The sequence below is a fragment of the Nocardia yunnanensis genome, assembly GCF_003626895.1.
Lineage (GTDB): Bacteria > Actinomycetota > Actinomycetes > Mycobacteriales > Mycobacteriaceae > Nocardia > Nocardia yunnanensis.
Genome location: NZ_CP032568.1, coordinates 746456 through 771928, shown reverse-complemented (window position 1 = coordinate 771928; position 25473 = coordinate 746456). Strand labels below are relative to the sequence as shown.

At 67.8% G+C, this 25473-nt stretch carries 23 protein-coding genes; 12 read left to right on the top strand and 11 right to left on the bottom strand.

What is annotated here, in order from left to right; genetic code table 11:
- Position 1 precedes the first annotated feature (1 nt).
- On the top strand, positions 2-862 hold the full coding sequence (locus D7D52_RS03610; protein WP_120735046.1) for an LLM class F420-dependent oxidoreductase: 861 nt from the start codon (positions 2-4) through the stop codon (positions 860-862).
- A gap of 19 nt (positions 863-881) precedes the next feature.
- Here the strand turns inward: D7D52_RS03610 and D7D52_RS03605 are convergent, their stop codons facing one another.
- Positions 882-1259 carry a hypothetical protein gene (locus D7D52_RS03605; RefSeq protein ID WP_162958152.1) on the bottom strand — a complete coding sequence of 126 codons (378 nt, stop codon included), beginning with the start codon at positions 1257-1259 and terminating at the stop codon, positions 882-884.
- Positions 1260-1378: 119 nt separating this feature from the next.
- On the opposite strand from D7D52_RS03605, the gene D7D52_RS03600 reads away from it, so the two are divergent.
- Positions 1379-1942 (top strand): TetR/AcrR family transcriptional regulator, encoded by a 564-nt coding sequence (locus D7D52_RS03600; RefSeq protein ID WP_120735044.1) that lies wholly within the window; start codon positions 1379-1381, stop codon positions 1940-1942.
- Positions 1943-2042: 100 nt separating this feature from the next.
- Positions 2043-3413, top strand: a complete 1371-nt coding sequence (locus D7D52_RS03595) for a cytochrome P450 (protein WP_120735043.1) — start codon at positions 2043-2045, stop codon at positions 3411-3413.
- Positions 3414-3612: 199 nt separating this feature from the next.
- On the opposite strand, the gene D7D52_RS03590 is transcribed toward D7D52_RS03595, so the two are convergent.
- Both D7D52_RS03590 and D7D52_RS03585 read right to left on the bottom strand, forming a co-directional pair.
- Positions 3613-4077: a glutathione peroxidase gene (locus D7D52_RS03590; protein ID WP_425464653.1), complete on the bottom strand. Its 465-nt coding sequence runs from the start codon at positions 4075-4077 to the stop codon at positions 3613-3615.
- A 63-nt stretch (positions 4078-4140) separates the two neighbouring features.
- Positions 4141-5373 (bottom strand): cytochrome P450, encoded by a 1233-nt coding sequence (locus D7D52_RS03585; RefSeq protein WP_120735041.1) that lies wholly within the window; start codon positions 5371-5373, stop codon positions 4141-4143.
- A 194-nt stretch (positions 5374-5567) separates the two neighbouring features.
- Between D7D52_RS03585 and D7D52_RS03580 the strand changes: the two genes are divergently transcribed.
- Entirely contained in the window at positions 5568-7193 is a 1626-nt protein-coding gene (locus D7D52_RS03580) for a GMC family oxidoreductase (protein WP_120735040.1), read from the top strand.
- Between the two features lie 185 nt (positions 7194-7378).
- Entirely contained in the window at positions 7379-8374 is a 996-nt protein-coding gene (locus D7D52_RS03575) for a TIGR03617 family F420-dependent LLM class oxidoreductase (protein WP_120743768.1), read from the top strand.
- 44 nt (positions 8375-8418) lie between these two features.
- On the opposite strand, the gene D7D52_RS03570 is transcribed toward D7D52_RS03575, so the two are convergent.
- On the bottom strand, positions 8419-10035 hold the full coding sequence (locus tag D7D52_RS03570; protein ID WP_120735039.1) for a PKD domain-containing protein: 1617 nt from the start codon (positions 10033-10035) through the stop codon (positions 8419-8421).
- A 128-nt stretch (positions 10036-10163) separates the two neighbouring features.
- Between D7D52_RS03570 and D7D52_RS03565 the strand changes: the two genes are divergently transcribed.
- Positions 10164-11318 carry an MFS transporter gene (locus tag D7D52_RS03565; protein ID WP_120735038.1) on the top strand — a complete coding sequence of 385 codons (1155 nt, stop codon included), beginning with the start codon at positions 10164-10166 and terminating at the stop codon, positions 11316-11318.
- A gap of 493 nt (positions 11319-11811) precedes the next feature.
- Here the strand turns inward: D7D52_RS03565 and D7D52_RS03560 are convergent, their stop codons facing one another.
- Entirely contained in the window at positions 11812-12414 is a 603-nt protein-coding gene (locus D7D52_RS03560; RefSeq protein WP_120735037.1) for a TetR/AcrR family transcriptional regulator, read from the bottom strand.
- 104 nt (positions 12415-12518) lie between these two features.
- Here D7D52_RS03560 and D7D52_RS03555 point away from each other — a divergent pair, with 104 nt between their 5' ends.
- A complete protein-coding gene (locus tag D7D52_RS03555; protein ID WP_120735036.1) occupies positions 12519-13634 on the top strand; it encodes an Rv3169 family protein in 1116 nt (371 codons plus the stop codon).
- 2 nt (positions 13635-13636) lie between these two features.
- Complete coding sequence (locus D7D52_RS03550; protein ID WP_246023621.1) at positions 13637-14662, top strand: phosphotransferase family protein; 1026 nt, start codon at positions 13637-13639, stop codon at positions 14660-14662.
- A gap of 83 nt (positions 14663-14745) precedes the next feature.
- Here the strand turns inward: D7D52_RS03550 and D7D52_RS03545 are convergent, their stop codons facing one another.
- Complete coding sequence (locus D7D52_RS03545; RefSeq protein WP_120735035.1) at positions 14746-16281, bottom strand: MFS transporter; 1536 nt, start codon at positions 16279-16281, stop codon at positions 14746-14748.
- Positions 16282-16437: 156 nt separating this feature from the next.
- On the opposite strand from D7D52_RS03545, the gene D7D52_RS03540 reads away from it, so the two are divergent.
- Positions 16438-17181, top strand: coding sequence for a TetR/AcrR family transcriptional regulator C-terminal domain-containing protein (locus D7D52_RS03540; RefSeq protein WP_120735034.1), 744 nt, complete (start codon positions 16438-16440; stop codon positions 17179-17181).
- Between the two features lie 18 nt (positions 17182-17199).
- Here the strand turns inward: D7D52_RS03540 and D7D52_RS03535 are convergent, their stop codons facing one another.
- Together D7D52_RS03535 and D7D52_RS03530 are read right to left on the bottom strand one after the other, a co-directional pair.
- Positions 17200-18420, bottom strand: coding sequence for a low temperature requirement protein A (locus D7D52_RS03535; RefSeq protein WP_120735033.1), 1221 nt, complete (start codon positions 18418-18420; stop codon positions 17200-17202).
- Between the two features lie 21 nt (positions 18421-18441).
- Complete coding sequence (locus D7D52_RS03530) at positions 18442-19167, bottom strand: SDR family oxidoreductase (protein WP_222932779.1); 726 nt, start codon at positions 19165-19167, stop codon at positions 18442-18444.
- A 96-nt stretch (positions 19168-19263) separates the two neighbouring features.
- On the opposite strand from D7D52_RS03530, the gene D7D52_RS03525 reads away from it, so the two are divergent.
- Positions 19264-19842: a TetR/AcrR family transcriptional regulator gene (locus tag D7D52_RS03525; RefSeq protein ID WP_120735031.1), complete on the top strand. Its 579-nt coding sequence runs from the start codon at positions 19264-19266 to the stop codon at positions 19840-19842.
- Positions 19843-19948: 106 nt separating this feature from the next.
- Here the strand turns inward: D7D52_RS03525 and D7D52_RS03520 are convergent, their stop codons facing one another.
- The 3 genes from D7D52_RS03520 to D7D52_RS03510 all read right to left on the bottom strand — a co-directional run bounded on the left by D7D52_RS03520 (position 19949) and on the right by D7D52_RS03510 (position 22715).
- Entirely contained in the window at positions 19949-21409 is a 1461-nt protein-coding gene (locus D7D52_RS03520) for a catalase (RefSeq protein ID WP_120735030.1), read from the bottom strand.
- Between the two features lie 77 nt (positions 21410-21486).
- Entirely contained in the window at positions 21487-22476 is a 990-nt protein-coding gene (locus D7D52_RS03515; RefSeq protein ID WP_120735029.1) for a tetratricopeptide repeat protein, read from the bottom strand.
- A gap of 98 nt (positions 22477-22574) precedes the next feature.
- Positions 22575-22715, bottom strand: a complete 141-nt coding sequence (locus D7D52_RS03510; RefSeq protein WP_222932965.1) for a hypothetical protein — start codon at positions 22713-22715, stop codon at positions 22575-22577.
- A 75-nt stretch (positions 22716-22790) separates the two neighbouring features.
- On the opposite strand from D7D52_RS03510, the gene D7D52_RS03505 reads away from it, so the two are divergent.
- Together D7D52_RS03505 and D7D52_RS03500 are read left to right on the top strand one after the other, a co-directional pair.
- Positions 22791-23942: an RNA-guided endonuclease InsQ/TnpB family protein gene (locus D7D52_RS03505; RefSeq protein ID WP_120735028.1), complete on the top strand. Its 1152-nt coding sequence runs from the start codon at positions 22791-22793 to the stop codon at positions 23940-23942.
- A 176-nt stretch (positions 23943-24118) separates the two neighbouring features.
- Complete coding sequence (locus D7D52_RS03500; protein ID WP_120735027.1) at positions 24119-25465, top strand: serine hydrolase domain-containing protein; 1347 nt, start codon at positions 24119-24121, stop codon at positions 25463-25465.
- Positions 25466-25473: the final 8 nt, after the last annotated feature.

The window sequence follows — 25473 nt, the reverse complement described above, 5'->3', positions numbered from 1 at the left end:
CATGCGATTCGGTATCGTCCTGTTCACGAGCGACCGCGGCATCACGCCCGCCGTCGCCGCCCGGGCCGCCGAGGAGCGAGGCTTCGACTCGTTCTTCGTCCCCGAGCACACCCACATTCCGGTGAAACGCGAGGCGGCCCACCCCGGCACCGGCACCGCCGCCCTGCCCGACGACCGCTACCTGCGCACCCTCGACCCCTGGGTAGCGCTGGGCACCGCCGCGGCCGTCACCTCCCGGATCGAATTGTCCACGGCCGTGGCGCTTCCCACCGAGAGCGACTGCATCACCCTGGCCAAGACCATCGCCACCCTCGACCATTTGTCGAGCGGCCGGGTCACCCTCGGCGCCGGATTCGGCTGGAACACCGACGAATTGGCCGACCACGGCGTCCCCGGCAACAAGCGCCGCACCGTCCTGCGCGAGTACGTCGAGGCCATGCGCGCCCTGTGGACCGAGGAAGAAGCCTCCTACACCGGCGATTTCGTCAGCTTCGGCCCCAGCTGGGCCTACCCCAAACCCGTCCAACCCCACATCCCCCTGCTCATCGGCGCCGGTGGCACCGACAAAACCTTCCAGTGGATCGCCCGCTCCGCCGACGGCTGGATCACCACCCCCACCGAATCCGACGTCTCCGCCTCCACCGGCCTCCTCCGAAAGCACTGGAACGAAGCCGGCCGCGAAGGCGCCCCCCGCGTAGTAGCCCTCGCCTTCAAGCCCAATCCGGACCAGCTCTCCGCCTGGGCCGAGGCCGGCGTCACCGACGTCCTCTACGGCCTCCCCGACAAGCCCGAACCCGAAGTCCTCGCCTACCTCGACCGCCTCTCCGACAAGCTGGTCCCCCTGGGCCTGTCCAAACCCTGAGCCGGCCGCCCGGGCTCGCCTAGTTGCACGCGGCGATGCGTTGCAGCACAGCGAGTCCCGGCGCGGTGGCGAGGTCACGGAACTTGCCGGTGGCCGACGCGCGTTCGCGCAGGCGGGAGCCCGCGACCGCCAGCAGACCGCCGCCGGCGATCCAGTGCGTCCAATCGTCGTAGGCGGCATCGGCCGCCGCGGAATCGGGGATGTCGATCAGCAACAGGCGGATCGGAGTCCGCCAGCCGCGCAGCGTTTCCCGGTACCGATTCGGCTCCGGGGATTCGTGACGAGTCGTGAGTTCCACGATGACGCCGTTACCGAGGTAAGGGCGCGCGATTTCCGCGATTTGCTCTGGGAGTGCCGATAATTCGCGCATGGTGGCGATGAGCGCGGGAGAGGTCAATCGAAAGCCTTTCTCCGGGGGGCTCATTCATGCGCGTCTGGTATATCGGGAGTTGCTCGAGGGGTCCGAGCATAGTAGCATCTGGACACGTGTCTGAACCCCATTCCGCACGGGCGGCGGTGAGTATGGAGGCTACTCGGCGGCGGCTTACCGAGAAGCAGGCCGAGACCGTGGACAAGCTGACGCGGGCCGCTATGGACGTGTTGTCCAAGGAGGGGTTCGCGGGGCTCACGGTGCGGATGGTGGCGGCGCGGGCCGGGGTGGGTACGGCTACCGCGTACACGTATTTCAGTTCGAAGGAACACCTGGTCGCGGAGATGTTCTGGCGGCGGCTCGCGGCCACCGAAGCGCCGGGGAGCGAGGATCCGGACTCCACCGCGCGGGTGCTGGCGGTGCTGCGGCAGATCGCCCTGCTGATGGCCGACGAGCCGACCCTGGCCGGCGCGGTGACGGCCGCCCTGCTCGGCACCGATCCCGATGTGGCGCATCTGCGCTTGCGGATCGGCGGAGAGATTCGGCGGCGTCTGATCGACGCCCTGGGGTCGGCGGCGGATCCCGAACTCGTCGAAACCTTGGAAATGATCTACGCTGGCGCGCTGGTGCGGGCGGGTATGGGTTATGCGTCCTATGCCGAAATTGCCGAGCGCATGGAGAAATCCGCGCTGCGCATCCTCAAGCCCTGATTTCACCTTTTCCCGAATTTCTCCCGAATCCGTGAGATCCCTTGTCGTGCAATGGCTTCCGTAGTACCGTCTGGACAGGTGTCTACCCGGGAGGTCACAGATGACCCTGGTCAAACCGCGCGCGGTATCCGGTGGCGAGCACGAGCACGGCCACCTCGAGGAATTCCGCACCGATCCCATCGCCCTGATGGCGCGGGTGCGGTCCGAATGCGGCGATATCGGCTCGTTCCGACTGGCGGATCGCGATGTCATCCTGCTCACCGGCGCGCAGGCCAACGAGTTCTTCTTCCGCGCCAGCGACGACGAGCTGGATCAGGCCGCGGCGTATCCGTTCATGAAGCCCATCTTCGGCGAGGGCGTGGTGTTCGACGCACCGCCCGAACGGCGCAAGGAGATGCTGCACAACACCGCCCTGCGGGCCGAGCAGATGCGCGGGCACGCCACCACCATCGCCCGCGAGGTGGACCGCATGCTGTCGCGCTGGGGCGACGCCGGCGAGATCGATCTGCTCGAATTCTTCGCCGAACTCACCATTTACACGTCCTCGGCCTGCCTGATCGGCACCAAGTTCCGCGAGGAGCTCGACGACCGCTTCGCGCACCTCTACCACGAACTGGAGCGCGGCACCGACGCCTACTGCTACGTGGACCCCTACGCGCCGATCGAAAGCTTCCGCCGCCGCGACGAGGCGCGCCGGGAGCTGGTGAAGCTGGTCCGGCACATCATGGCCGGGCGGCTGGCGAATCCGCCGCAGGGCAGGGACGATCGGGACATGCTGGATGTGCTGGTCTCCGTCCAGGACGATCGCTCCTCCTCCCCGCGCTTCGGCAAGCCCCGATTCTCGGCCAGCGAGATCACCGGCATCTTCATCTCCATGATGTTCGCCGGGCACCACACCACCTCCGGCACGGCGGCCTGGACGATCATCGAACTGCTGCGCCATCCGGACGTGCTGGCGAACGTGGTCACCGAGCTGGATCAGCTCTACGCCGACGGTTCGGACGTGAGTTTCCATGCGCTGCGCCAGATTCCGCACCTGGAAGCGGTGCTGAAGGAGGCGCTGCGCCTGCATCCGCCGCTGATCATCCTCATGCGGGTGGCGCGCGACGAGTTCGAGGTGTGCGGCCACCGCATCGACCCGGGTGATCTTGTCGCCGCGAGTCCCGCTGTCTCCAACCGGATTTCGGAGTCGTTTCCGAATCCGGAGCACTTCGATCCGGGTCGCTACCTCGACCCCAACCAGGAGGATCTGGCCAACCGCTGGAACTGGATTCCCTTCGGCGCGGGCCGGCACCGCTGTGTGGGCGCGGCGTTCGCGCTCATGCAGCTGAAGGCGATCTTCTCGATCCTGTTGCGGGACTGGGAATTCGAGCTGGCCCAGCCGTCCCACACCTACCGCAACGACCATTCCAAGATGGTGGTGCAGCTGGAGCAGCCGTGCGCGGTCCGCTACCGGCGGCGGCGCGGATAGCGGGGTGTGGATCCCGGCCAAAAACATGCCGGGATGACGGACTCGTCACTCCGGCGCCGGGATGACGGACTCGCCACTCCGGCGCCGGGATGACGGACTCGCCACTCCGGCGCCGGGATGACGAGCTTGTCATTCCGGCGCCGGGATGACGAGCTTGTCATTCCGGCGCGGTTTTGGCCGGAATCAAACCGGTCCGATATCAGATCGCGGCTTCGATGGCGCCGGTGACTGCCGGATCCTTCGGCTCCGTGCGGGGGCGGAAGCGGCCGAGCACACTGCCGTCGCGCCCGATCAGGAACTTCTCGAAGTTCCACTGGATGTCCCCGGCCTCGCCGGCGGCGTCGGCGGTGGCGGTCAGCTCCGTGTACAGCGGGATCCGGCCCTCGCCGTTGACGTCGCTCTTCTCCAGCAGCGGGAAGTCCACTCCGTAGGTGGCGGAACAGAATTCGGCGATCTCCTCGGCCGTGCCGGGCTCCTGGCCCATGAACTGGTTGCACGGCACGCCGACCACGGTGAAGCCCTGCGGCCCGTAGGTCTGCTGCAGTTCGACCAGGCCCGAGTACTGCGGGGTCAGCCCGCACTTGGACGCGACATTGACCAGCAGCACGACCTTGTCGCCGGCCAGTTCGGCCAGGGTCGTGGGCTTGTCGGACAACGTGCGCAGCGGAATCTCGCGAAGATTGGTCACAAGCACGAATAGTAGAACGGGTTCGGCGAGGCCACCGGTTCAGGAGTAGCCGACCTGCCAGTGCTTGATGCCGTTGATCCAGCCCGAGCGCAACCGCTGCGGCGGCGCCACCTCGTGGATATCGGGCATGGCGTCGGCGATGGCATTGAAGATGAGGTCGATCTCGAGCCGCGCCAGATTCGCCCCGACACAGAAATGGTTGCCGGTCCCGCCGAACCCGACATGCGGATTGGGATCGCGCAGCACGTCGAACGAGAACGGATCGTCGAAGACCGCCTCGTCGAAATTGGCGGAGCTGTAGAACAATCCGACCCGCTGACCCTCACGAATGGCCTGCCCGCCGATTTCCGTGTCGCGCGTGGCGGTCCGCTGGAAGGCCGTCACCGGGGTCGCCCAGCGCACGACTTCGTCGGGCGCGGTGCGCGGGCGCTGATCCCGGTAGAGCTTCCACTGGTCCGGATTGTCGACGAACGCCTTCATACCGTGACTGATGGCATTGCGCGTGGTCTCGTTGCCGGCCACCGACAGCAGGATGACGAAGAAGCCGAACTCGTCGGACCCCAGCGCCTCACCGTCCACGTCCGCGGTCACCAGCTGACTGACGATATCCTCGGCCGGACAGGATTTGCGCTGTTCGGCCATGGTGTAGGCGTATCCGAGCAGCTCGGCATTGGCGGTCATGTTCTGACCGGCGAATTCCGGATCGTCGTAGTTGAGCAGCTGATTCGACCAGGTGAACAACCGGTGCCGGTCGTCCTGCGGGACGCCCAGCAGTTCCGCGATGGCCTGCAACGGCAGCTCGCACGCCACCTGCGCGACGAAATCGCCGCCGCCGCTCGCCTTCGCCTCGTGGACAATCCTTTCCGCGCGATCGGTGAGCGCCGCCCGCAATCCCTCGATGGCGCGCGGGGTGAAGCCCTTGGAGACGATGCGCCGAATCTTGGTGTGCTTGGGCGGATCCATGTTCACCAGCAGCGCCTCGCGCCCCAGTTCGAGCTGTTCGGGTTCGGCGTCGCTGGGCATGCGGATGATGGAGCCCTTGCGATTCGACGACCACAGTTCCGGTCGCCGGGATATCTCCTTGACGTCCTCGTGCCGGGTGATCACCCAGTACCCGTCGTCGTCCATGGGCGCGGCCTGCTCGGGGGTCTGCGCATTCCACCAGACGGGCGCGGTCCGCCGCAGCAGCGCGAACTCCTCGGCCGGGCTATGGTCGGCCCAGAGCGCGGGATCGGTGAAATCGAATCCGGCCGGTAATGACGGAACAGACACTGTTCCTCCTCGGGCAAGGTGCCGCTATGATCACGAAATTGGAACGTGTTTCACGTCGATTCAACCATGCGGACCAGGCCCGGGCGGCGTTTCCAGCCACTTGATCTCGAGGCTGGACAGACTGTCCACTGAATCGGCAGACTAGAACTTGTTCTAATGTGATGCCAGGCGCACTCGAAGATGAGGTAACTGATATGACCGCTACCCCGGGCTCAGCGAACGAGGCCGATTACGTCGTCGTAGGCGCGGGCAGCGCCGGCGCTGTCGTGGCGGGGCGTCTCGCCGAGCGCGGCGCGCGCGTCATCCTGCTGGAGGCCGGGCGCAAGGACAACACCCGCATGTGCACCATGCCCGGCGCGATCAGCATGGTGCACACCGTTCCGCAGCTGAAGAAGCGCGTGACGTGGAAGCAGTTCTCCATCCCCCAGAAGCACGCCAACGACCGCCAGATCCCGATGACCCGCGGCAAGGTCCTGGGCGGTTCCAGCTCCGTCAACGGCATGCTCTACGTGCGCGGCAACAAGTCCAACTTCGATTCCTGGGCCGCCGAGGGCAATACCGGCTGGAGCTACGACGAGGTCCTGCCCGCCTACAAGCGCCTGGAGAACTGGCAGGACGGCGCCGACGACTACCGCGCCACCGGCGGGCCCATCGAGGTCACCCGCCAGCAGGATCTCACCCCGATCGCCCAGGAGTTCATGGTCGCCGCCGCCGACACCCTCGGCGCGCCGATCATCGAGGACTACAACGGCGCCTCGCAGGAGGGCATCTCGATCTTCCAGCAGAGCGTGCGAAACGGCCTGCGCTACAGCTCCTCTCGCGGCTTCATCACCGATATGCCCAACGAGAACCTGACCGTGATCACGCACGCGCACGTCACCCGTGTGGTGATCGAGAACGGCCGCGCCACCGGCGTCGAGATCGTCGAGAAGAGCGGGGGCCGCCGCATCGTGCGGGCGGCCAAGGAGGTCATCGTCTCCGGCGGCGTCATCGGCTCGCCGCAGATCCTCATGCTGTCGGGCATCGGCCCGGCCGCGCACCTGCGCGAGCTCGGCATCGACGTGGTGGCCGATCTGCCCGTCGGCCAGAACCTGCACGACCATCTGTTCGTGCCGATGACCTACATCTCCAAAAAGGCCATCCACCGCGGCATTCCGACCCACTTCGCCAGCGGCATCCTGCAGGAGCTGCGCCGGCCGGGCAGCTCCTGGATGGGGCGCACCGTGTTCGAGGCGTGCGGTTTCGTGAAGACCAAGTTCGCCGACGGCGACTACCCGGACATGCAGATCCACACGCTGCCGTGGAGCTACCCGATCCCCAACCAGGACGAGGACAAGCTGCACCTGGTGGATCGCCGGCCCGGTTTCACCATCTTCCCGAGCCTCATCTACCCCAAGAGCCGCGGCGAGATGAAGCTGGCCTCGGCGGATCCGTTCGCCTCGCCGCTGATCGACCCGGGATACCTCAGCGACCCGCGCGACACCGAATTCCTGGTCGAGGGCATCCGGATGATCCGGGAGATCATGGCGCACAAGAGCATTGCCGGCGACTGGACCGAGGAGCTCGCCCCCGGACCCGCTCTCATGGACGATGCCGCGCTGCGCGCCGAACTGCCCAACCGCGTGCACTCCATCTACCACCCGGTCGGCACCTGCCGCATGGGCGTGGACGAGCGGGCCGTGGTCGACCCGACGCTCAAGGTGCTCGGCGTGGAGGGGCTGCGCGTGGCGGACGCCTCGATCATGCCGAGCATCACCGGCGGCAACACCAATGCGCCGAGCTACATGATCGGCGAGAAGGCAGCCGAGTTCATCGGGTAGGGAACAACTCTCGTCACTCTCCGGGGCTCCGCCCCGGAAATCCGATACCGCGGTGGAGTGCTGCTACTTCCCTGGCAGCTCCACCGCACGGGTCAGCGGACCCACGACCACCGCTGACCTGGACAGCCCCGGGCCCGTTACCTCTCGGCCCGGGGCTGTCGTTCATCCGAAGGAGCGCCGTGTCCCTGTCCGTCGACATCTGGCTGAACGCACCGCTGGCCGAATCCGCCACGCGGGCAACCGAACTGCGCGCGCTCGGGGTGGACGGGGTGTTCACCTTCGAGGGCGCGCACGACGTGTTCGCCCCGCTGACACTGGCCGCCACCGCCGGGGTCGACATCATGACCAATGTGGCGATGGCGTTTCCGCGCAGCCCGATGCATCTCGCGCACACCGCGTGGGACCTGCACGCGTTGTCGGGCGGGCGTTTTCGGCTGGGACTGGGCAGCCAGATCCGCACCCATATCGAAAGGCGCTACGGCAGCACCTGGTCGGAGCCGGTGGAGCGGATGCGCGACAGCGTGCTGGCGGTGCGGGCGATCCTGCGGGCCTGGCAGCAGCGGGAGCGGCTGGACTATCGCGGGCGCTTCTGGCAGCACACCTTGATGACCCCGCAGTTCGATCCGGGACCGAACCCCCATGGGGTGCCGCCGGTTCTGGTGGGGGCGCTGGGTCCGCGCATGACGGAGATGGCGGCACAGGTGGCCGACGGGCTGCTGGTGATGCCGTTCAACACCGAACGGCACTACCGCGAGCGGACTCTCGCGGCGGTGGCGCGCGGACTCGACGGGTCGGACCGGCCGTTCGAGATCATCGCGGAAGTCATTGTGGCCATGGGCGATACGGACGAGGACATCGACCGCGCCCGCCGGGCCGTCCGGAATCTGCTGGCGTTCTACGGTTCCACGCCGTCCTACCGTCCCGTGCTCGAGGTCGAGGGCTGGGGTGAGTTGCAGCCGGAGCTCAATCTGCTGTCCAAACAGGGGCGCTGGCAGGAGATGGCCGGGCTCGTCGACGACCGCATGGTGGACGCGCTGACCGCCAGCGGCAGTCCCGCCGAATGCGCCGCGCAGATTCGGAACCGATTCGGCGACAGCGCTTCTCGCGTCTGCTGCTATTTTCCCGGCTACCAGGTCGCCGATGCGTCGATCGCCGACCTGGTGGCCGCACTGCGTTGCTGACCAGTCCACACTGCGTTGCTGACCAGTCCACACTGCGTTGCTGACTAGTCCACGGTGATGGGGTGGTCGAGCTCGAACAGGCTGCGGTGACCGGTCATATCGGTGACCACCAGCCGCGGCAGTTGCGGGCCCGCACCGTAGTAGGCGTGCGAGGTGACGGCGTCGGTGGTGGTCTCGTGCGAGCCGTCCCCGAAATACCAGTCGTACTGGCGGATGGCGGCGCCCGCGGCATTCGCGTCGAAGGCGACCGGGGTGCCGGCGTGGACCGCGGTGCGGGAGGCGCTGAATCCCGCGCCGACCGGTCCGCCGCTGCCGAACCATTCGCTCAATCTCGGATTCAGCAGGAACGCCTCGGCATATCGGCGCGCCCCGTCGGTGTCGGGCGGCCCGGCCGTCGGGACGGTCAGGCACTGCGGCAGCTCCCCCGGTTTCGGGCAGGCCAGCTGGCGCAGCGAGATCGCCTCGTCGCCCAGCGGATTCATGCCCGGCCGGCGGTCCCCGGCCTGCACGGCGTCCTGGGTGAACAGGCCGTCCGCGGCGGCCGCGACCACCTCGCCCGCGGCGGCGTTCACCTCGGTCGCGGCCTGCCGGAACACCTCCCCCGACAGCCGCACGAACTCCGACCAGCGCTGGGTCAGCCCCTGCGGCACCCGGCCGGCGTCGTAACCGTGAAAGTAGTCGCCCGCCAGCACTTTCGGCGCGCCGGGCAGGCGATGGGCCGCCTGCATGGCCTCGCGCATACCGCGCCCGCCGTACCCGAGCCGGGCCCCGCTGAAGTAGGGCACGGACGCGGCCGGATTCTCCGATTCCGCGCCCACGCCGCCGCATTCGCGGCGCACCGCGGCGGCCAGATCCTGCGTGCCCGGGGTGACACCGACCGGGATGCCGAAGAAGGGATCCAGATCGTTGAGGCAGCCGTCCATCAGCACCAGATCGACCGGGTAGCCGCGCGCGGTCGCATCGGCGGCAGCCTGTTCCAGCTGGCAGAACACGTCGGGGGTGGCATTGTCGCCGGTCGGGCAGGCGGGGTGCAGCGAGGGGGAATCCAGGGTCGCACCCGAGACGGTGTAGTCGTGCAGTTGCGCCTCGCGGCCGACCCGGGCGCCCAGCGCCGTGGCCACCAGATCGGCGAAGGTGTGGTTCTGGTCCAGGCTCTGACCCCACAGCACCGAGTCGCCGACCGAGACCACGTGCAGCGGACGGCATTCCCGGTCGACCCGGAAGCTCCACGACTTGCCGTAACCGCTGACGTCACCGCCGGGGACGCGGGCGCGGGCGTCCACGCGCAGCAGGCCGTCGGGCGGCAGTTCGTCGCGGCGGATGTCGAAGCCGACGGTCATCACCTCGTTCTGCACCACGGTGATGCCGCTGCGAATCGGCTGGCCGCCGCCCAGGATTCGCCATTCCAGCTCGGCGTGTTCGGGGACGCCCGGCGGGAAGTAGACGGCGGTGGTGCCGTGCAGCGGGCCGGTGCAGGGACCGTCGTGGGGTGTGCTGACATCGAGAATCAGAGGTAGGTCGGACAGGACGGGGGCCGGGTCGGCCGGCGGGTCCGCCGCGGCCGGGCCGGCGGGCCAGGCGATGGTTCCGGCCATCGCGAGCACACCCATCAACGCCGGCAGCAACGCTGCGCGGCCCTGCCGGGATCGCCACAACTTCACAAGGTCCTCCAGGAGAGTTCCGCAATCTGACAGCAGACATGGTGCGGACCGGTCGGCACGGCATCGTGAGGCGCGCCGAAATGGCCGAATTTAGCGCGTTCTACCTGCGCATCTGTTAGACAAATGGGATGAACGCGAGAAACCTGACACTCGCTACACTCGCCTTCGGGCTGACCTTCTGGGCCTGGAATCTGATCGGTCCGCTATCGAGCAGCTATACCAAGCAGCTGGGCCTGTCCCCCGGCCAGCAATCCCTGCTCGTCGCCACCCCGGTCCTGGTCGGCTCGCTGGGCCGCATCCCGGCGGGCGTGCTGACCGACAAATTCGGCGGGCGGCTGATGTTCACCATCGTCTGCTTCGTGTCGATCATTCCGACCCTGCTGGTGGGATGGTCGAATTCCTTTGCCGCACTGCTGATCTGGGGTTTCTTCCTGGGCATTCCGGGCACCTCGTTCGCGGTCGGCATCCCCTTCGTGAACTCCTGGTTCGAGCCGGCGCGGCGCGGCTTCGCCACCGGCATGTTCGGCCTCGGCATGGGCGGCACGGCGCTCTCGGCGCTGTTCACCCCGCGTCTGGTCGATCATCTCGGGCGGGCCCAGACCCATGTGCTGATGGCCGTCGCGCTGGCCGTCCTGGGCGCGGTCATGTGGTTGTTCAGCCGCAACTCGCCCGACTGGCAGCCGGCCACCGAACCGGCGCTGCCGCGCATCAAGGACGCGCTGCGGCTCAAGGCCACCTGGCAGGGATCGTTCCTGTACGCGGTGGCCTTCGGCGGGTTCGTGGCCTTCTCGACCTACCTGCCGACCGTGTTGAAGAACGTCTACGAGTTCACCCAGTCCGACGCCGGGCTGCGGACCGCCGGGTTCTCCATCGCGGGCGTGCTGGCGCGGCCGCTGGGCGGCACGCTGTCGGACAGGATCGGGCCCGCGCGGGTGCTGCTCATCTCCTTCGCCGGCACCGCGATCATGGCGGTGGTGCTGGCGTTGAAGCCGGGCCCGGAGCTTCCCGCCGGCACCGCGCTGGTGCTCATGGCGTTCTTCCTCGGGCTGGGCACCGGCGGCGTGTTCGCGCTCATCGCACGGCTGGTGGAGCCCGCGCGGGTCGGCACGGTGACCGGATTGGTCGGCGCCGCAGGCGGATTGGGCGGCTACTTCCCGCCGCTGGTGATGGGGCTGGTCTACAGCTCCCGGCACGACTACACGCTCGGCTACCTCCTGCTCGCGCTCACCGCGGCGGCGGCCCTGCTCTACACCCTGAAAGTCGGTCGCGAAGTTCGTCATTGACCCTCCACAGACCGCGCGGTCCGCGGGCAGGCGCCGAAATGGCGTCTGCCGCGGCCTTTTTCGGCCTCCTACCAGCAGTATTCCGGATACAAGATCTTGTTAAGGCCGCGCCAAGCGTGGCTCGGCATCGTTGTGTCAACGCCGGAGCAGTCCGGCGGACCAACGAGCCACCATCCGGGGGTGGGGAACGCTGGGACGACCCGTCCACGAGGGGTGTCGGGTCGCCGCGGCCACCGACGGATCGGTGCTCGAAGGGGCATGGCCTACCGCGAAGGGGGTGGTAGGCCGGCGCGGAGCCCGCGGTACTCATCCACGAGGGGTGATGACTACCGCGGGCTCTGTGCGCACGAGTGGCAATGATCTTGTTATCCGGATGGTGGCCACAATGCGCGAGCAGACGGCATCATTGAGGGCAAGAGCGCCAAGGAGATTGGGATTGCCGATGGAAACCGTGGTCGTCTTCGTGCTGGCCTGCCTGATCTACTGGTGGGGCCTAGCCTGACGTGGGAGTTTGCGCGACCGCGTACAGCGCGTCCGCGATGCGGCGGCTGAAGTGGTCGGCATCCTCGGTGCCGTGCGTGAGCGCGCGCATCAGGGTCGCGCCACGCAGGAATTCGAAGATCGCCTCGACATCGCAGGCGCGGTCCGCCTGACCGGAATCGGCGGCGGCCGTGAGCAGCTCGCGCAGGGCCGCGATCGTCGGCCGCTCGCCGCCGTCGAGCAGGCGACGGTAGCTCTCCTGATCGTCGTGATACTCCGAGAGCAGACCCGGAATCGCCGAACGGGCCGCCGGATGTGCGGCCGCGGCGAGAAACAGGTGCGTCCAGGCCAGCAGATCGGCGCGTAGATCGCCGGTGGGGGCCGGATGGTTCGCGCTGTCGAGGGCGAAGACGGCCTCCTCCACCAGCGCCCGCTTACCCGGCCAGCGCCGATAGATCGAGGTGGTGACGACGCCGGCCCGGCGGGCCACGGCGGCGATGGTGGTGGCCTGATAACCGTCGCGAACCAGCAGTTCCTGGGCGGCCTTCAGCACCTGGGCGTCCAGGTGCGGGTCGCGCGGGCGGCCGGGGCCGGTGCGGGCGGTCGCCTGGGTCACGGCGGCTCCCCTCTCGATCGAAGCGACGGCAATTTCTGAAACAGGTTACATCGTGGCCGTATTTGAAATACGCTGCGCCTCGTATTCTAATTCAGGAGGACCCCATGCTGACGCCCCAGGACGAGCTACTCGCCCATCAGCTCCCCACCACCTTCGACCATGTGCAGCAGAGCGATCTGCGCTGGACCGAGCGCGTCGTCATGTACGGCTTCGACACCACCGGCGAGATCAGCGTGATGACCGGCATGGCGCGCTACCCCAACCGGAACGTGCTCGACGCGTACGCCATGGTCACGGTCGGCAACAAGACCGCCCACGTGGTGCGGCTCTCGCGCGAGATCGGCGACCGCTACGACGGCATCGCGGACTGGACCGTCGGGCCGTTCACCTACGAGATCATCGAACCGCTGCGCAAGGTGCGCGCCACCCTCGGCGACAACGAGCACGGCGTGCGCCTGCAGCTCGACTTCGACGGCCAATTCCCGGCCTACGAACAGGAACCCGCGTTCTTCCGCACCCGCGGCCGGGTGCGCGAGGACGCCCGGCGCTACTACCAGAACGGGCGCGTCGCCGGCTGGATCGAGGTCGAGGGCACGCGGTACGAGATCGATCCGGAGACCTGGTGGTTCGGGCGCGACCACTCCTGGGGCACCCGGCACGGCGGTGGCGGCGGCAGCCTCGGCGAGGGCGAGGGCCTGCAGCCGGGCGAGATCCCCGACGGCGTCCTCTACTACATGGGCATCTTCCAATTCGACGACGAGCTGGTGCATTTCGCGCAGCGCGAGACCGCCGACGGGCAGCGCTGGCACTTCGAGGGCACGGTGCTGCCGCCCCTGGGCGCGGGCCGGCAACCGGTGCCGATCGTCACCACCGACCACGCATTGCGCTTCCGCACCGACTTCCGCATCGTGAGCGGCGGCAGTTTCACCGTGCACAGCGCCGACGGGCGCGAGCGGGAGTTCACCATCACCCCGGTATCCGACTTCTGGCCCGGCATCGCGGGATACGACTTCTACCGGGGCTACGCCTCCGGGCTCTGGCGCGGCGAGAACTGGAGCGAGGGCCTGACCGTCGACCTCACCGACACCGCCGACCTGCGGCAGGCCAGCATGCTCAGCGAGACCTTCTGCCGCGTGGAGACCGAGGGCAAGGTGGGGTACGGGCTGGTCGAAATGGTGTTCATGGGGCGCAATGCGCGCTACGGGTACGCGGGGTACTGACCGTGAGCAGCATTCGAATTCCCGCCGAGCAGCTCGGCGCGGCCCTGGAATCGGCTGTGCGCACGCACTTTCCGGGCTCCGGGGCGGCGCGGGTGCGCGATCTGCGCCGCACCGAGCGCGGATTCGCCACCGAGACCTACCTTTTCGAGATCGAGGACGCGGCCGGCGTCGTTCCCATGGTGTTGCGGCGCCCGCCCGACATGTCCCTGTTTCCCGACTACGACCTGCTGCGGCAGGTGCTGGTCATGCAGCGGCTGGCGGGCACCGGAATTCCGGTGCCGGCCGTCACCTGGCTCGAACGCGGCGACAATCCGCTCGGCAGTCCGTATTTCGTGATGAACCGGCTGGCCGGGCAGGCGCCGAGCGATTATCCGTCCTATCACACGGCCGGGAACTATTACGAGGCCACGCCGGAGCAGCGGGCGCGCATGTGGTGGGGATGCGTCGACACCATCGCCGAGGTCAACCGGTTGGACTGGCAGGCATTGGGATTGGGTTTCCTGGCGTTTCCACGGTACGGCGCGGGCGTTCTCGAGCAAGGCGTGAACTATCTGGACGCCGCGTTGCGCTGGGCCTGCGAGGGTGAGCCGCCGGAGACCTACCGGCGGGCCATCGCGTATCTGCGCGACAACCTCCGCGAACCCGAACGCATCACCCTGTGCTGGGGCGACGCGCGGATGTCGAACATTCTGTACGACAAGGACTTCCGAGTCAGCGGCGTCCTGGATTGGGAGATCGCGCATCTGGGCTGCCCCGAATCGGATCTGGCCTGGCTGTTGTTCCTGGACTGGGCGTGCAGCGAGTACGAGGGGCATGCCCCGCTGCCGGGCACACCGTCGCGAGCGGAGACCATCGCCTATTACGAGAAGCGCACCGGGACCACCGTCGGCGACCTCGACTACCAGGAGGTCTTCTCGGCGGCGCTGCTGTCGGTACCGCTACTGCGCATGACCCACCGGGTGCAACTGCCGCCGGAGGTGAACATCACCGGGTTCTGCACCGCCCGGATCGAGCAACTGCTGAACTGACGGTCGCACCGGTGTTCCGGTATGCGGACGCGAACGTGCCCCCGGCGGATTGCCGGGGGCACGTTCGTTTTCGCGAGTCGTGATCAGAGCGCCTCGGCCAGTTCGGCTTCGGCCTCGATCGCTTCGGGGGCCGCCACCGCTTTCGCGCCCTTCATCAGGAAGAAGGCGATCACCGTGGCGACCAGGACCGCCGCGCCGCTGGCGAGGAAGGTGGTCGACATGGCGTGGCTGAAGGCGTCGCGAGCTGCCGTCACCACGGCGTTGTCGCCGGTGACGACGGCGCCGGCGATGCTGTCGCGGGCCGCGGCCGGAGCGTCGGAAGGCATTCCGCCGGTGTAGGTTCCGGCCAGCACGGCGCCCAGCACCGCCACGCCCAGCGCGCCGCCGGTCTGCTGAATGGTGTCGTTCAGCGCCGAGCCGACACCGGCCTGCTCCGCCGGGATCGCACCCATCAGCGCGCCGATCGCGGCCGGCATGGCCAGCCCGGCGCCCGCACCCAGCACCGCCATGGCCAGCGCCGCGGCCCAGAAGCCGGAGTCCGCGGTGAGCGCGGCCAGGGCGCCGGAACCGCCGGCCAGCACCAGCATGCCGATCAGGGTCACCGGGCGCACGCCCAGCTTCTGCACCAGTCCGGCGCCCAGGCCGTTGAACAGCAGCGCGGAGATGGCCAGCGGCGTGAAGGCCAGCGCGGTCTTGATGGGCGAGTAACCGAGCACGAACTGCAGGTACTGGGTGAGCAGCAGCGACAGACCGGCATTGGCGAAGGTGACCAGCACCAGCGAGAAGCTGGATCCGGTGAAGACGCGATTGCGGAACAGCTGCAACGGCACCATCGGGTGCTCGGTCTTCAGTTCACGAATGGCGAAGGCCACCAGGAAGATCACGGCCGCGGCGATCGAAACCCACGTGCCCGCAAGGCCCTTGGACGGGAACTCGATGATGCTCCACACCAGCGACACCGTGCCCACGATGGACAGCGCCATGCCCGGCAGATCGGTCGGGCGGGCCGGACCCTTGGACTCCGGCATCAGGCCGAAGGCCGCCGCGATCGCCAGCGCCGCGATCGGCACGTTGAGCAGGAACACCGCACCCCACCAGAAGTGCTCGAGCAGCACGCCGCCCAGCACCGGGCCGCCGACCATGCCGAGCACGGACACGCCGGTCCAGGCGGCGATCGCCTTGGGACGCTCGTCCTCGTCGAACACGGTGATCAGGATGGACAGCGTGCTCGGCATGATGAGCGCGCCGCCGATGCCCATGATCACGCGGCCGGCGATCAGCATGCCCGCGCTGGTCGCGTACGCCGCGAGCAGTGAGGCCGCGCCGAAGAGGACCAGGCCCAGCACCATCACCAGCCGGCGGCCGAAGCGGTCCGAGAGGCTGCCGGTGGTGAGCAGCAGGCCCGCGAAAACCAAGATGTAGCAGTCGATCACCCACTGCAGCGCCTGCGGGCCGGCGTGCAGATCGATCGCGATCTCCGGCAGCGCGACGGTGAGCACCATATTGTCGATCACCAGGACCAGCGTGGCCAGGCAGAGCACGACGAGAATCAGCCAGCGCTTCGGATTGCGCTGGGCCGCAGACGCTGTCAGCGCCTCGGTCAGTTTTCCGGCGGTCATTTCGTATCCCCTTCGAGAAGCTCGTCCGCACACCGTGCGGCGTTAACGAACACTGTACGGTCGCCGTACACTGTTCGCAAGTGGGAACGGCGTACGGCCGAACGAACGGCGTTCTAGCTGGAGTTATGCTGGTCCGAAGACGAAGGAGGAAGAGCCATGGCGGCCCACACGCAGGAGTTCACGTCGGTATGGACCCGGCCGCAGCGAGAGCGGCGCGATCAGCCCGCGCTCAGCCGCGAGCAGATCGTCAGCGAGGCGCTCGCCTTGCTCGATACCGAGGGTTACGACGCGCTCAGCATGCGCAAGCTCGGCACCCGGCTCAATGCCGGCGCCACCTCCCTGTACACCCATGTGACCAACAAGGACGAGATCCTCGAGCTGGTGATCGACGAGGCGTTCGAGGGCGTCCGGCTGCCCGACACCGTCGAGCCCGCGCACTGGCGCGACGATCTGCTTCGACTGGGTAGCGACGTGCGGCTCGCGGTGCTGTCGCATCCGTGGATCAGCACCGCCATGACCGGGGCCGGACTGGCCTACCTCGGGCCCAATCTCATGCGGCTGTCCGACGGCATGCTCGACATCCTGGAAGCGGCGGGCTTCGACGACCTCTCGGCCGACCGGGCCGCAAATGCCTTCTGGTCCTACACCTTCGGCGCCACCAGCGGCGAGACCGCCATGCTCACCACCATCGCCCGCAGTGGATTGAGCGAGCAGGAGTACTTCGCGCGGTTCATGGAGACCGCCCAGCGGGTGACCCAGGACTACCCGCAGATCGCCAAACGCTATGAGATGTACCGGAGTCTGGACACCACGCAGTCGCGGGAGGACTTCTTCCGCGAGGAGCTCGAGCTCATTCTGGACGGACTGGAAGTGCGGCGCAGCCGAGACGCGCGTAAATAGCCTGCGGCACCGGCGACTTCAGGCCGCCGCCGCGCGCCGGCGCTGGGCCGGGGTCTCGACGACGACCGAGCCGATCACCAGCACCGCCAGCGCCGTCAGCAGCCCGGCCACCGGAATGCGGGTGGCCACGGGCAGCAATGCGGCGGCCAGCACGGCCGTGAGCAGGCGAATTACCACCACCGCCTCACGAATTCCGGTGAAGGCGGCGCGGACCAGCGCTACCGAGACCAGATAGACGATGACGCCGCCGACGATGCAGGCGCCGGCGGTGGCGTTGAGATGTGCACCGCCTTCGGTGACGGCTATGCCCATCGACGCACCGGTCAACGCGAGTCCCAGCAGCATCGGTAGGTGTCCGAAGGTGAAGGCGTGCAGCAACTTTCCGGGGCGCGCCAGCTCGGTGTGCGAACCCGGTCGCACGCCGCTGCCGTTGAAATACGACCACCACAGGCCCACCGTCAACGCGAACGCCGCGGCCGCGGTCAGCGCCGCCCAGCCGGCGGTGTGCGCGGCGGCCAGACCATTGGTGAAACCGAGAACGGATTCGCCGAGCACGATGATGGTGAAGAGGCCGAAGCGTTCTCGCAGATGCTCGGTCTCCTGGGTCACCCGGCGCAGCCGCCGGCCCGCCACCAGCGGTAGCGCCAGTTCCATCAGCATGGCGACGGCCCAGGCGCCGTAGCGCCAGCCGCCGTCGCAGGCCAGGCCGCCGAGCCAGAAGATGGCGCTGGCGACGGAACCGACTGTGAAGGAACGGAATACGGGAATCAGGCCCGGATCACGCCGGGAGTCCCAGGCGTACAGCGCCGCGACGCCGGTCCGCGCGCCCAGATACGACAGCACGAACCCGGCGTCGACGCCCCGACTCTGCCCGACCCCGCCCGCGAACACCGCCATGCCGACGACGCCGGTCAATCCGACGCCGGTCAGCAGCCGATGCGCCACCGTGTCCCGATCGGCGCGATTTGCATGCACCGCGTAGAGCACCCACGCCCACCACAGCGGCACGAACAGCCCCGCGGCCGCGGCCACCGATCCGGCGCCGGGATGCGCGCCCACGCGGTGGGTGATCTGCCCGACCGCAGCGACGAACACCAGGTCGCCGAACAATTCGAACCAGGTGGCCCGGCGCGCGACGGTCGATTCGCCGGGCGGGGTGCTCGCCGGGGCGGCCGGATCACCGTAAGCCGGAGTGGGGGTGGGCAATTCGCGGTGGTCCGGGGACTCCTGGTCGAGCATGCCCACCAACTTACGGGCTGGTCAGCGACCTGTCGCCAGGCTGGTGCCGCCATTGGCGTCGAGGACGACACCGGTGATGAAACCATTGGTGGCCAGCATGTGGATGGCGCGGGCGATGTCCTCGGGACGGCCGACACGACCCACCGGGGTGGTGGCCACCAGACCGTCGAACAGGGCCCGGCGCTGTTCCTCGGGAACCCGGTCCCACCACGGGGTGTCGATGACGCCCGGGGAGACGGCATTGATGCGCAGCGGGGCGAGTTCCACCGCCAGCGGCGGGACCATGGCGTCGAGTGCGCCGTTGATGGCGGCCAGTCCGGCGGTGCCGGGGAAGGCCGAGCGCGACGAGCCCGCGGTGACCAGGGTGACGGAACCCTCCGGATTCAGGTGTCCGAGTGCGGCTTTCAGGATGCGCACCTGCGGCCAGAACTTGCCGTCGAAGCCGGCGGCCAGCTGCTCCAGGTCGAGTTCGGCGAACGGCCCGCTGCCGGCCGAGCCGCTGACCGAGACGACCAGGTGGTCGATGGTGCCGGCCTGCACGAAGAAAGCATCGAGATCGGCCTGGCTGGTGGCATCCAGCGCGTAACCGGTGGTCTTGCCCCCGATCCGGGTGATCGCCGCGTCCAGCTTGTCGCGATCGCGCCCGGTGATGACGACCTCGGCGCCGTCGGCCGCGAACGCGGTGGCGGTGGCCTCGCCGATGCCGGAGCTGCCACCCATGACGACGACGCGCGGTGTTGTGGTCATTGTCTGAACCTCTCTGTCGCTGTCCGTCTATTCTTACGGAACTGACAGTCTCGACAACGCCAAAACCGAGACTTTTAGTCTCGACAAAGGAGTGATGTGCGTCACGAGCGACCCCACACCGGGCGGCGGCGCAACGAGGCCTCGCGCCAAGCCATCCTGGACGCGGCCCTGACCCTGCTCGGCGAATCCGGGGGCGCGGCGGTGACCATCGACGCCATCGCCCGCGCGGCCGGCGTCGGTAAACAGACCGTCTACCGCTGGTGGCCGTCCAAGGGCGCGGTCCTGCTCGACGCGCTCACCGAGCGATCCGCGCTACAGGTGCCCACCCCCGACACCGGCTCGGTGCGCGCGGATCTGAACACCATCATCACCGCGACATTCCGTGGCGCACAGGAACCTACGACCGCGCCCGCGCTGCGCACGCTGGTGCGCGAGGCCGCGAACGACGCGCATCTGGCCGAACTGCTGCAAACCTTCACCGCACAGCGCCGCGCCGCCGTCCACGCCGTGCTGGCCCGCGGTCAGGAACGTGGCGAAATCCGGCCCGATGCCGATCTGAACCTCATGGTCGACGAGTTCTACGGCGTGTTCTGGTATCGCTTCTTCCTCGGCCACGCGCCCATCGACGACGGTGTCGCCGAACGACTAACGGATTCGATTCTGGCCCGGCACTGAACAATTCGGCCGAAGCGCTATAGCGCCGTGCCGCGTGCGTGGCGTCCTACGCAATGGCGGAAGCCCGCGCCGCGGAATGCGGCGCGGGCTTCGAGCGCGGGTGCGGTCAGCCGTTGAGCTGCTCGCGGACGGTGACCTCGATGCGCTTGCCGAGGTCGGCGTCGATGCTCTTCCAGTAGTCGAACACGCGGCTGAGGATCGGCTCGGTCACGCCGCCGAGGATGTGGCCGGAGACGTTGGCCACCAGGCGATCCCGCTGCGCGTCGTCCATGACCTCGCGGACCAGGGTGCCGGCCTGCGCGAAATCGTTGTCCTCGCGGTGGGTCACGTAGCCGGCCCGGACCATGGTCGGGTCGAAGGCCCACGCGCCGTCGTCGATGGCGCGCTCGGCATCGGCGTGCGGGCCGCCGAAGGAGTTGGGTGCGTACACCGGGACGCTGGAGGCGTTGTGCGCGAACCGCATCGCGCCGTCCTGCGAGTAGGAGTTCACCTGCGCGGCCTTGGGGCGGTTCGGCGGCAGCTGCGCGTAGTTGGCGCCGATGCGGTAGCGGTGCGCGTCGGCGTAGGCGAACACGCGGCCCAGCAGCATCTTGTCGGGCGAGAAGGCAACGCCGGGAACGGTGTTCGACGGCTCGAAGGCGGCCTGCTCGATGTCCACGAAGTAGTTCGCGGGGTTGCGGTTCAGGGTCCAGCGGCCGACCTCGATGAGCGGGTAGTCCTGCTGCGACCAGACCTTGGTCAGGTCGAACGGGTTGAAGCGGTAGTTCTCGGCCTCGGCGACCGGCATGATCTGGACCTTCAGGGTCCAGGACGGGTGGTCGCCGCGCTCGATGGCCTCGTACAGGTCGCGACGGTGGTAGTCGGCGTCCTTTCCGGCGATCTCGTCGGCCTCGGCCTGGGTCAGGCACTGGATGCCCTGATCGGTCTTGAAGTGGTACTTCACCCAGAAGCGTTCGCCCGCTGCGTTGATCCACTGGTAGGTGTGCGAGCCGAAGCCGTCCATGTGGCGCAGGGTGGCCGGGATGCCGCGGTCGCCCATCAGCCAGGTCACCTGGTGGGCGGTCTCCGGGCGCAGGGTCCAGAAGTCCCACTGCATGTTGGCGTCGCGCAGGCCGCTGCCCGGCAGGCGCTTCTGCGAGTGGATGAAGTCGGGGAACTTGATCGGGTCCTTGATGAAGAACACCGGGGTGTTGTTGCCGACGATGTCGAGGTTGCCCTCGGTGGTGTAGAACTTCACCGCGAACCCGCGCGGATCGCGCCAGGTGTCCGGGCTGCCCTGCTCACCGGCGACGGTCGAGAACCGCACCAGCGACTCGGTCCGGGTGCCCGGCTGGAACACCGCGGCCTTGGTGTAGCGGCTCACGTCGCCGGTGACCACGAGCTCACCGAACGCGCCCGCACCCTTGGCGTGCACCACACGCTCCGGCACCCGCTCACGGTTGAACTGCGCAAGCTTCTCGATCAGGTAGTGATCGTGCAGCAGGATCGGGCCCTGGGTGCCCGCGGTGAGCGACTCGTTGTCGCTGGGCACAGGGGCGCCGGAATTGGTGGTGGTCGCCTTGGTCATGGCCCGAAGCCTGCCCAGTTTTCTGGAACTAGTCAAGAAAAGAGGCCTGGGTATCGAGTAAACAAAGGTGTATACAGTCACCGCGGCGCGCTGGGCAGCTGTGGCAGCCCCTGACCTGGGGTCACGCTCGGAGGCCAGGTGGGCATCGGGGGGAGGGTGAAGTGTTGCAGGTAGGAGGGGAAGGTCGGCGGCGGCGAGTAGTAGTTGTGCTCGGGCGGGGTGGAGGAATCGTGGGAGACGGCCGCGATCACGACGCGGATCAGCATGAGCGCCACGAAGATCGCGGCAAAGCGGCGGAAGCGGTAACCAACTGTTCGCCGCCTGTCCTGCGATGCGACGACCCGGGCTGCCCAGCGCGTCGTGCGCTTCTTCAGCACCGCGGCGACGCGGTCCAGCTGCTCGCGAACCCTGCCGCCATACTCGGGATCGAGTTCGGCCACCCGCCGTAATTGCTGTGTGCCCGTGGAGAGATCGCCGCGTACCCGGGTGATCAGCGCGAGTTCGTAGAGCGCCTGAGAATGCTCCGGCTCCAGCCGCAGCGCTTCCCGGAAGGCTGCCTCGGCCCGGGCGAGCTTGTCGGAAACCGACAGCTGCCAGCGAAAGATCAAGCCGCGCAACACGTGCACCTGGGCATTGTCCGGGTCGAGTTCCAGGGCTCGATCCAAAAGTTGCAGCGCCGCACTCGGATCCGTATCCCACTGCGTGGTCGCCTGGACTCGCAGGTTGTCCACACTGCTCGGATCCAGCTCGACGGCGTGCCGAGCCGCCTCCACCGCCCGCGCCCGGTGCCCGGCGGCCACCTCCCCACTCGTGTCCATGCCCAGCCGGAACTCCGACAACGCCCGCACCCGCCAGACATAGGTGGAATCCGGTGTCACCCGCAGGGCCGACGCCGAAAACTCCAGCGCCCGTTCGTACTCCCCCAGCTGACGGCACAGATCGGCCATGCGCGCCAGCGCCAGCGCATCCTCCGGCTCCCCGGCGAGCACCTCCGCCAGCATGTCCCGGGCCGCCTCCAACCGACCGAGCTCGGTCAGGATCAGCGCCTTCTCGATCTTCTCGCTCATCCCCCGACCCGTTTACTTCCCGTAGACCGAGTTCGAGCCTGATTGCCGCCACTGGTTGTTCTGCCAGTTCCGGGCTGGTGGCGTGGGGGTGGAATCGGTCATCGGTTCTTGCGGGTGCGCATGTAGGCGGCCAGGTCGTCGTAGGTGCCGTCGGTGTTGGCGAATTCGACTACGTTGCGGGCGGATTCGAACCAAGGGGTGGTGCTGGGGTAGGTAAGAGCGGCGGTGAAGAGCCACACGGGACGGCGCCGCGCCCGAGCATGCCCGAAAGCGGATCGGGGTTTTCTGTCGGTGGGTGTCATTAGGATGATCGGGTGCAGTTGCGTTACCAGTATCGCCTGTATCCCACGGCCGGTCAGCGAGAGTCGCTGGCGCGGGCTTTCGGGTGCGCGCGGGTGGTGTTCAACGACGCACTGGCAGCACGGAAGACCGCATTCGCAGCCGAGCTCCCTTTTGTCCCAGACAGCGAGTTGTCGAAGCAGTTGACCGCCGCGAAGGCGACACCGGAGCGGGCGTGGCTGAGTGAGGTGTCAGCGGTGGTGCTGCAGCAGGCCCTGGCGGACCTGAACTCGGCTTACCGCAACTTCTTTCGGTCGGTGACGGGTAACCGCAAGGGCCCCCGGATGGCGCCGCCACGGTTCCGGTCTCGCAAGGACCATCGTCAGTCGATCCGGTTTACCCGCAACGCCCGCTTCGCGGTCACCGCCGGAAAGAAGCTGCGGCTACCCAAGATCGGGGACGTGAAGGTCGCGTGGTCGCGGGAATTGCCGTCGGAACCATCGTCGGTGACGGTGATCAAGGACGCGGCCGGACGGTATTACGCGTCGTTCGTCGTCGAGGTGGACAACCAACCGTTGCCCGAGGTCGATGCCGAGGTGGGTATCGACCTCGGCCTGACCACCTTTGCGGTCCTCTCGAACGGCAAACGGATCGAGTCCCCGAAGTTTCTGCGTCGAGCCGAGCGCAAGCTCGCCAAGATGCAGCGGAAGCTTTCGCACAAGCAGAAAGGTTCGAACAACCGCGCTAAGGCACGGATCAAGGTGGCGAAGGCATATGCGAAAGTGGCTGACACACGCCGGGATTGGGCGCATAAGCATGCCACGGCGATAGTTCGTGAAACCCAAGCGATCTATGTCGAGGACTTGTGCGTAAAAGGCTTGGCCCGGACCAGGATGGCGAAATCGATCCACGATGCGGGCTGGGCCACGTTCACCCGCCTGCTCGAGGAGAAAGCCGCCCGATCCAGCCGACACTTTGCGAAGGTTGACCGCTTCTATCCATCCTCGCAGATCTGTGCGCCGTGCGGGCACCGTGACGGACCCAAACCGCTGTCAATGCGCTTATGGACGTGCCCAGCGTGTGGAGCGGTACTCGATCGTGATCTGAACGCTGCGAACAACATTCTCGCCGCCGGACGGGCGGAGAGGCTAAACGCCTGTGGAGGGACACGTAGCCCTGCCCCGTAAGCGGTAGGCACGTCCCGACGAAACAGGAACCCACCCGGAGCGCCCGACAGGGCGCTGGCAGGAATCCTCGGCCAGCCGGGGAGGACGTCAAGAGCGACCACTCGCCGAGAGGCGCTTGTTGGGCGTCGGCCTCGACTTCCCCGGTTGATCCGGGTACCCGCATTAGCCTGAAAGCCATGGTGCGCAGGGCGTTGGCCGTTGCGATCGTGGCGGCAATCGGGGCGGGCAGTGTGATTCTCGGTGGCGGTGTCGCAGGCGCGGCACCGCCACCGGCGCGCTGCGGGGAACCCGTCGGACGAGAATTCCAGCGGGCCGCTCCCGAGGACACCGGCGTGGACTCCGCCGGGCTGGCGGACGCGCTGCAGTTCGCCGCCTCCCGGAACCGATTGAACGTCAAGGTCTTTCACCACAATTGCCTCATCGGCGAAGGACCCACCAACGCCGAGACCGACGATATTCCGTGGAATGTCTGGAGCGTCACCAAGAGCGTCGTCTCCCTGCTGGCCGGAATCGCCTGGGACCAAGGGAAACTCGATATCGAGGCGCCCCTGGACCGGTATCTGCCGCCGGGCATCGGCCAACCCGATCATCGGGCGATCACGGTGGAGAACCTGCTGCAGGAGACCTCCGGGCTGCGGGTCGGCGCGGTGACCGAGGGCATCACCGGCATCGTGCCCATCGACCCGTTCAGCGCGGTGCAGGCGCTGGGCGTGCCGTTCGAGGATCCGCCGGGCAGCGCCTTCCAGTACAGCCAGCGCAATGTCGATCTGCTGTCGTACGTCATCGAATTGGCGGTCGGCGAGCCGCTGCAGCAGTTCGCGCAGCGCGAACTGTTCGACCCCCTCGGCATCGCGCGCACCGACTACTACTGGGCGCGTGACCGTTCCGGCCACACCTACGGGTACGCGCACCTGCTGATCCCGCCCGCCGATCTGGCGCGGCTGGGCATGCTGGTGGCCGAGCACGGCGAATGGAACGGCCGCACCGTCGTTTCCGCCGCCTACCTGACCCGCGCCACCACGCCGTCGGACACCAATCACTGCTACGGCTACCTGCTCTGGACCGGTCCCGGCTGCGCGGAGAATCCCGGATTCCTGCCCGCCGACATGTATTCCATGTCCGGGCTGGGCCTGCAGCACGTGTACGTGGTGCCGAGCCTGGATCTGATGGTGGTGTGGACCGGCGTCTTCGGCGTCCACACCGCGCAGGGCCCCAGCGGCATCCTGCAGTACGGCGACGAGCCGCCGCACGAGTTCTTCCGCCGCCTGCTGGCGGCCTTGCGGGACAATCCGATTCCGGACCCGGGCCCCTATGTGGAGGCCCCGCTGTCGGTCGACGTCCGCGGATATTTCGATCCGGACATCACGCTCGCCGTCTTCGGTGTCGGCGCGGACGCCTATCCGGGCTGTAACCTGCTCTCCTGCTTGAACCTGCCCTTGCACGCGCCATTCACCGACGCGCCGCCGGGCTGCCTGATCGTGGCATGCCTCGGACCCGATCCACGCACACCGGGGATTCGCTGACGGGCCGC

Excerpts from the sequence above, each read along its gene's own strand:
- D7D52_RS03610 (WP_120735046.1), top strand. The coding sequence starts at position 2 with ATGCGATTCGGTATCGTCCTGTTCACGAGCGACCGCGGCATCACGCCC.
- D7D52_RS03595 (WP_120735043.1), top strand. The coding sequence starts at position 2,043 with ATGACCCTGGTCAAACCGCGCGCGGTATCCGGTGGCGAGCACGAGCAC.
- D7D52_RS03580 (WP_120735040.1), top strand. The coding sequence starts at position 5,568 with ATGACCGCTACCCCGGGCTCAGCGAACGAGGCCGATTACGTCGTCGTA.
- D7D52_RS03565 (WP_120735038.1), top strand. The coding sequence starts at position 10,164 with ATGAACGCGAGAAACCTGACACTCGCTACACTCGCCTTCGGGCTGACC.
- D7D52_RS03555 (WP_120735036.1), top strand. The coding sequence starts at position 12,519 with ATGCTGACGCCCCAGGACGAGCTACTCGCCCATCAGCTCCCCACCACC.
- D7D52_RS03545 (WP_120735035.1), bottom strand. The coding sequence starts at position 16,281 with ATGACCGCCGGAAAACTGACCGAGGCGCTGACAGCGTCTGCGGCCCAG.
- D7D52_RS03540 (WP_120735034.1), top strand. The coding sequence starts at position 16,438 with ATGGCGGCCCACACGCAGGAGTTCACGTCGGTATGGACCCGGCCGCAG.
- D7D52_RS03535 (WP_120735033.1), bottom strand. The coding sequence starts at position 18,420 with ATGCTCGACCAGGAGTCCCCGGACCACCGCGAATTGCCCACCCCCACT.
- D7D52_RS03530 (WP_222932779.1), bottom strand. The coding sequence starts at position 19,167 with ATGACCACAACACCGCGCGTCGTCGTCATGGGTGGCAGCTCCGGCATC.
- D7D52_RS03520 (WP_120735030.1), bottom strand. The coding sequence starts at position 21,409 with ATGACCAAGGCGACCACCACCAATTCCGGCGCCCCTGTGCCCAGCGAC.
- D7D52_RS03515 (WP_120735029.1), bottom strand. The coding sequence starts at position 22,476 with ATGAGCGAGAAGATCGAGAAGGCGCTGATCCTGACCGAGCTCGGTCGG.
- D7D52_RS03500 (WP_120735027.1), top strand. The coding sequence starts at position 24,119 with ATGGTGCGCAGGGCGTTGGCCGTTGCGATCGTGGCGGCAATCGGGGCG.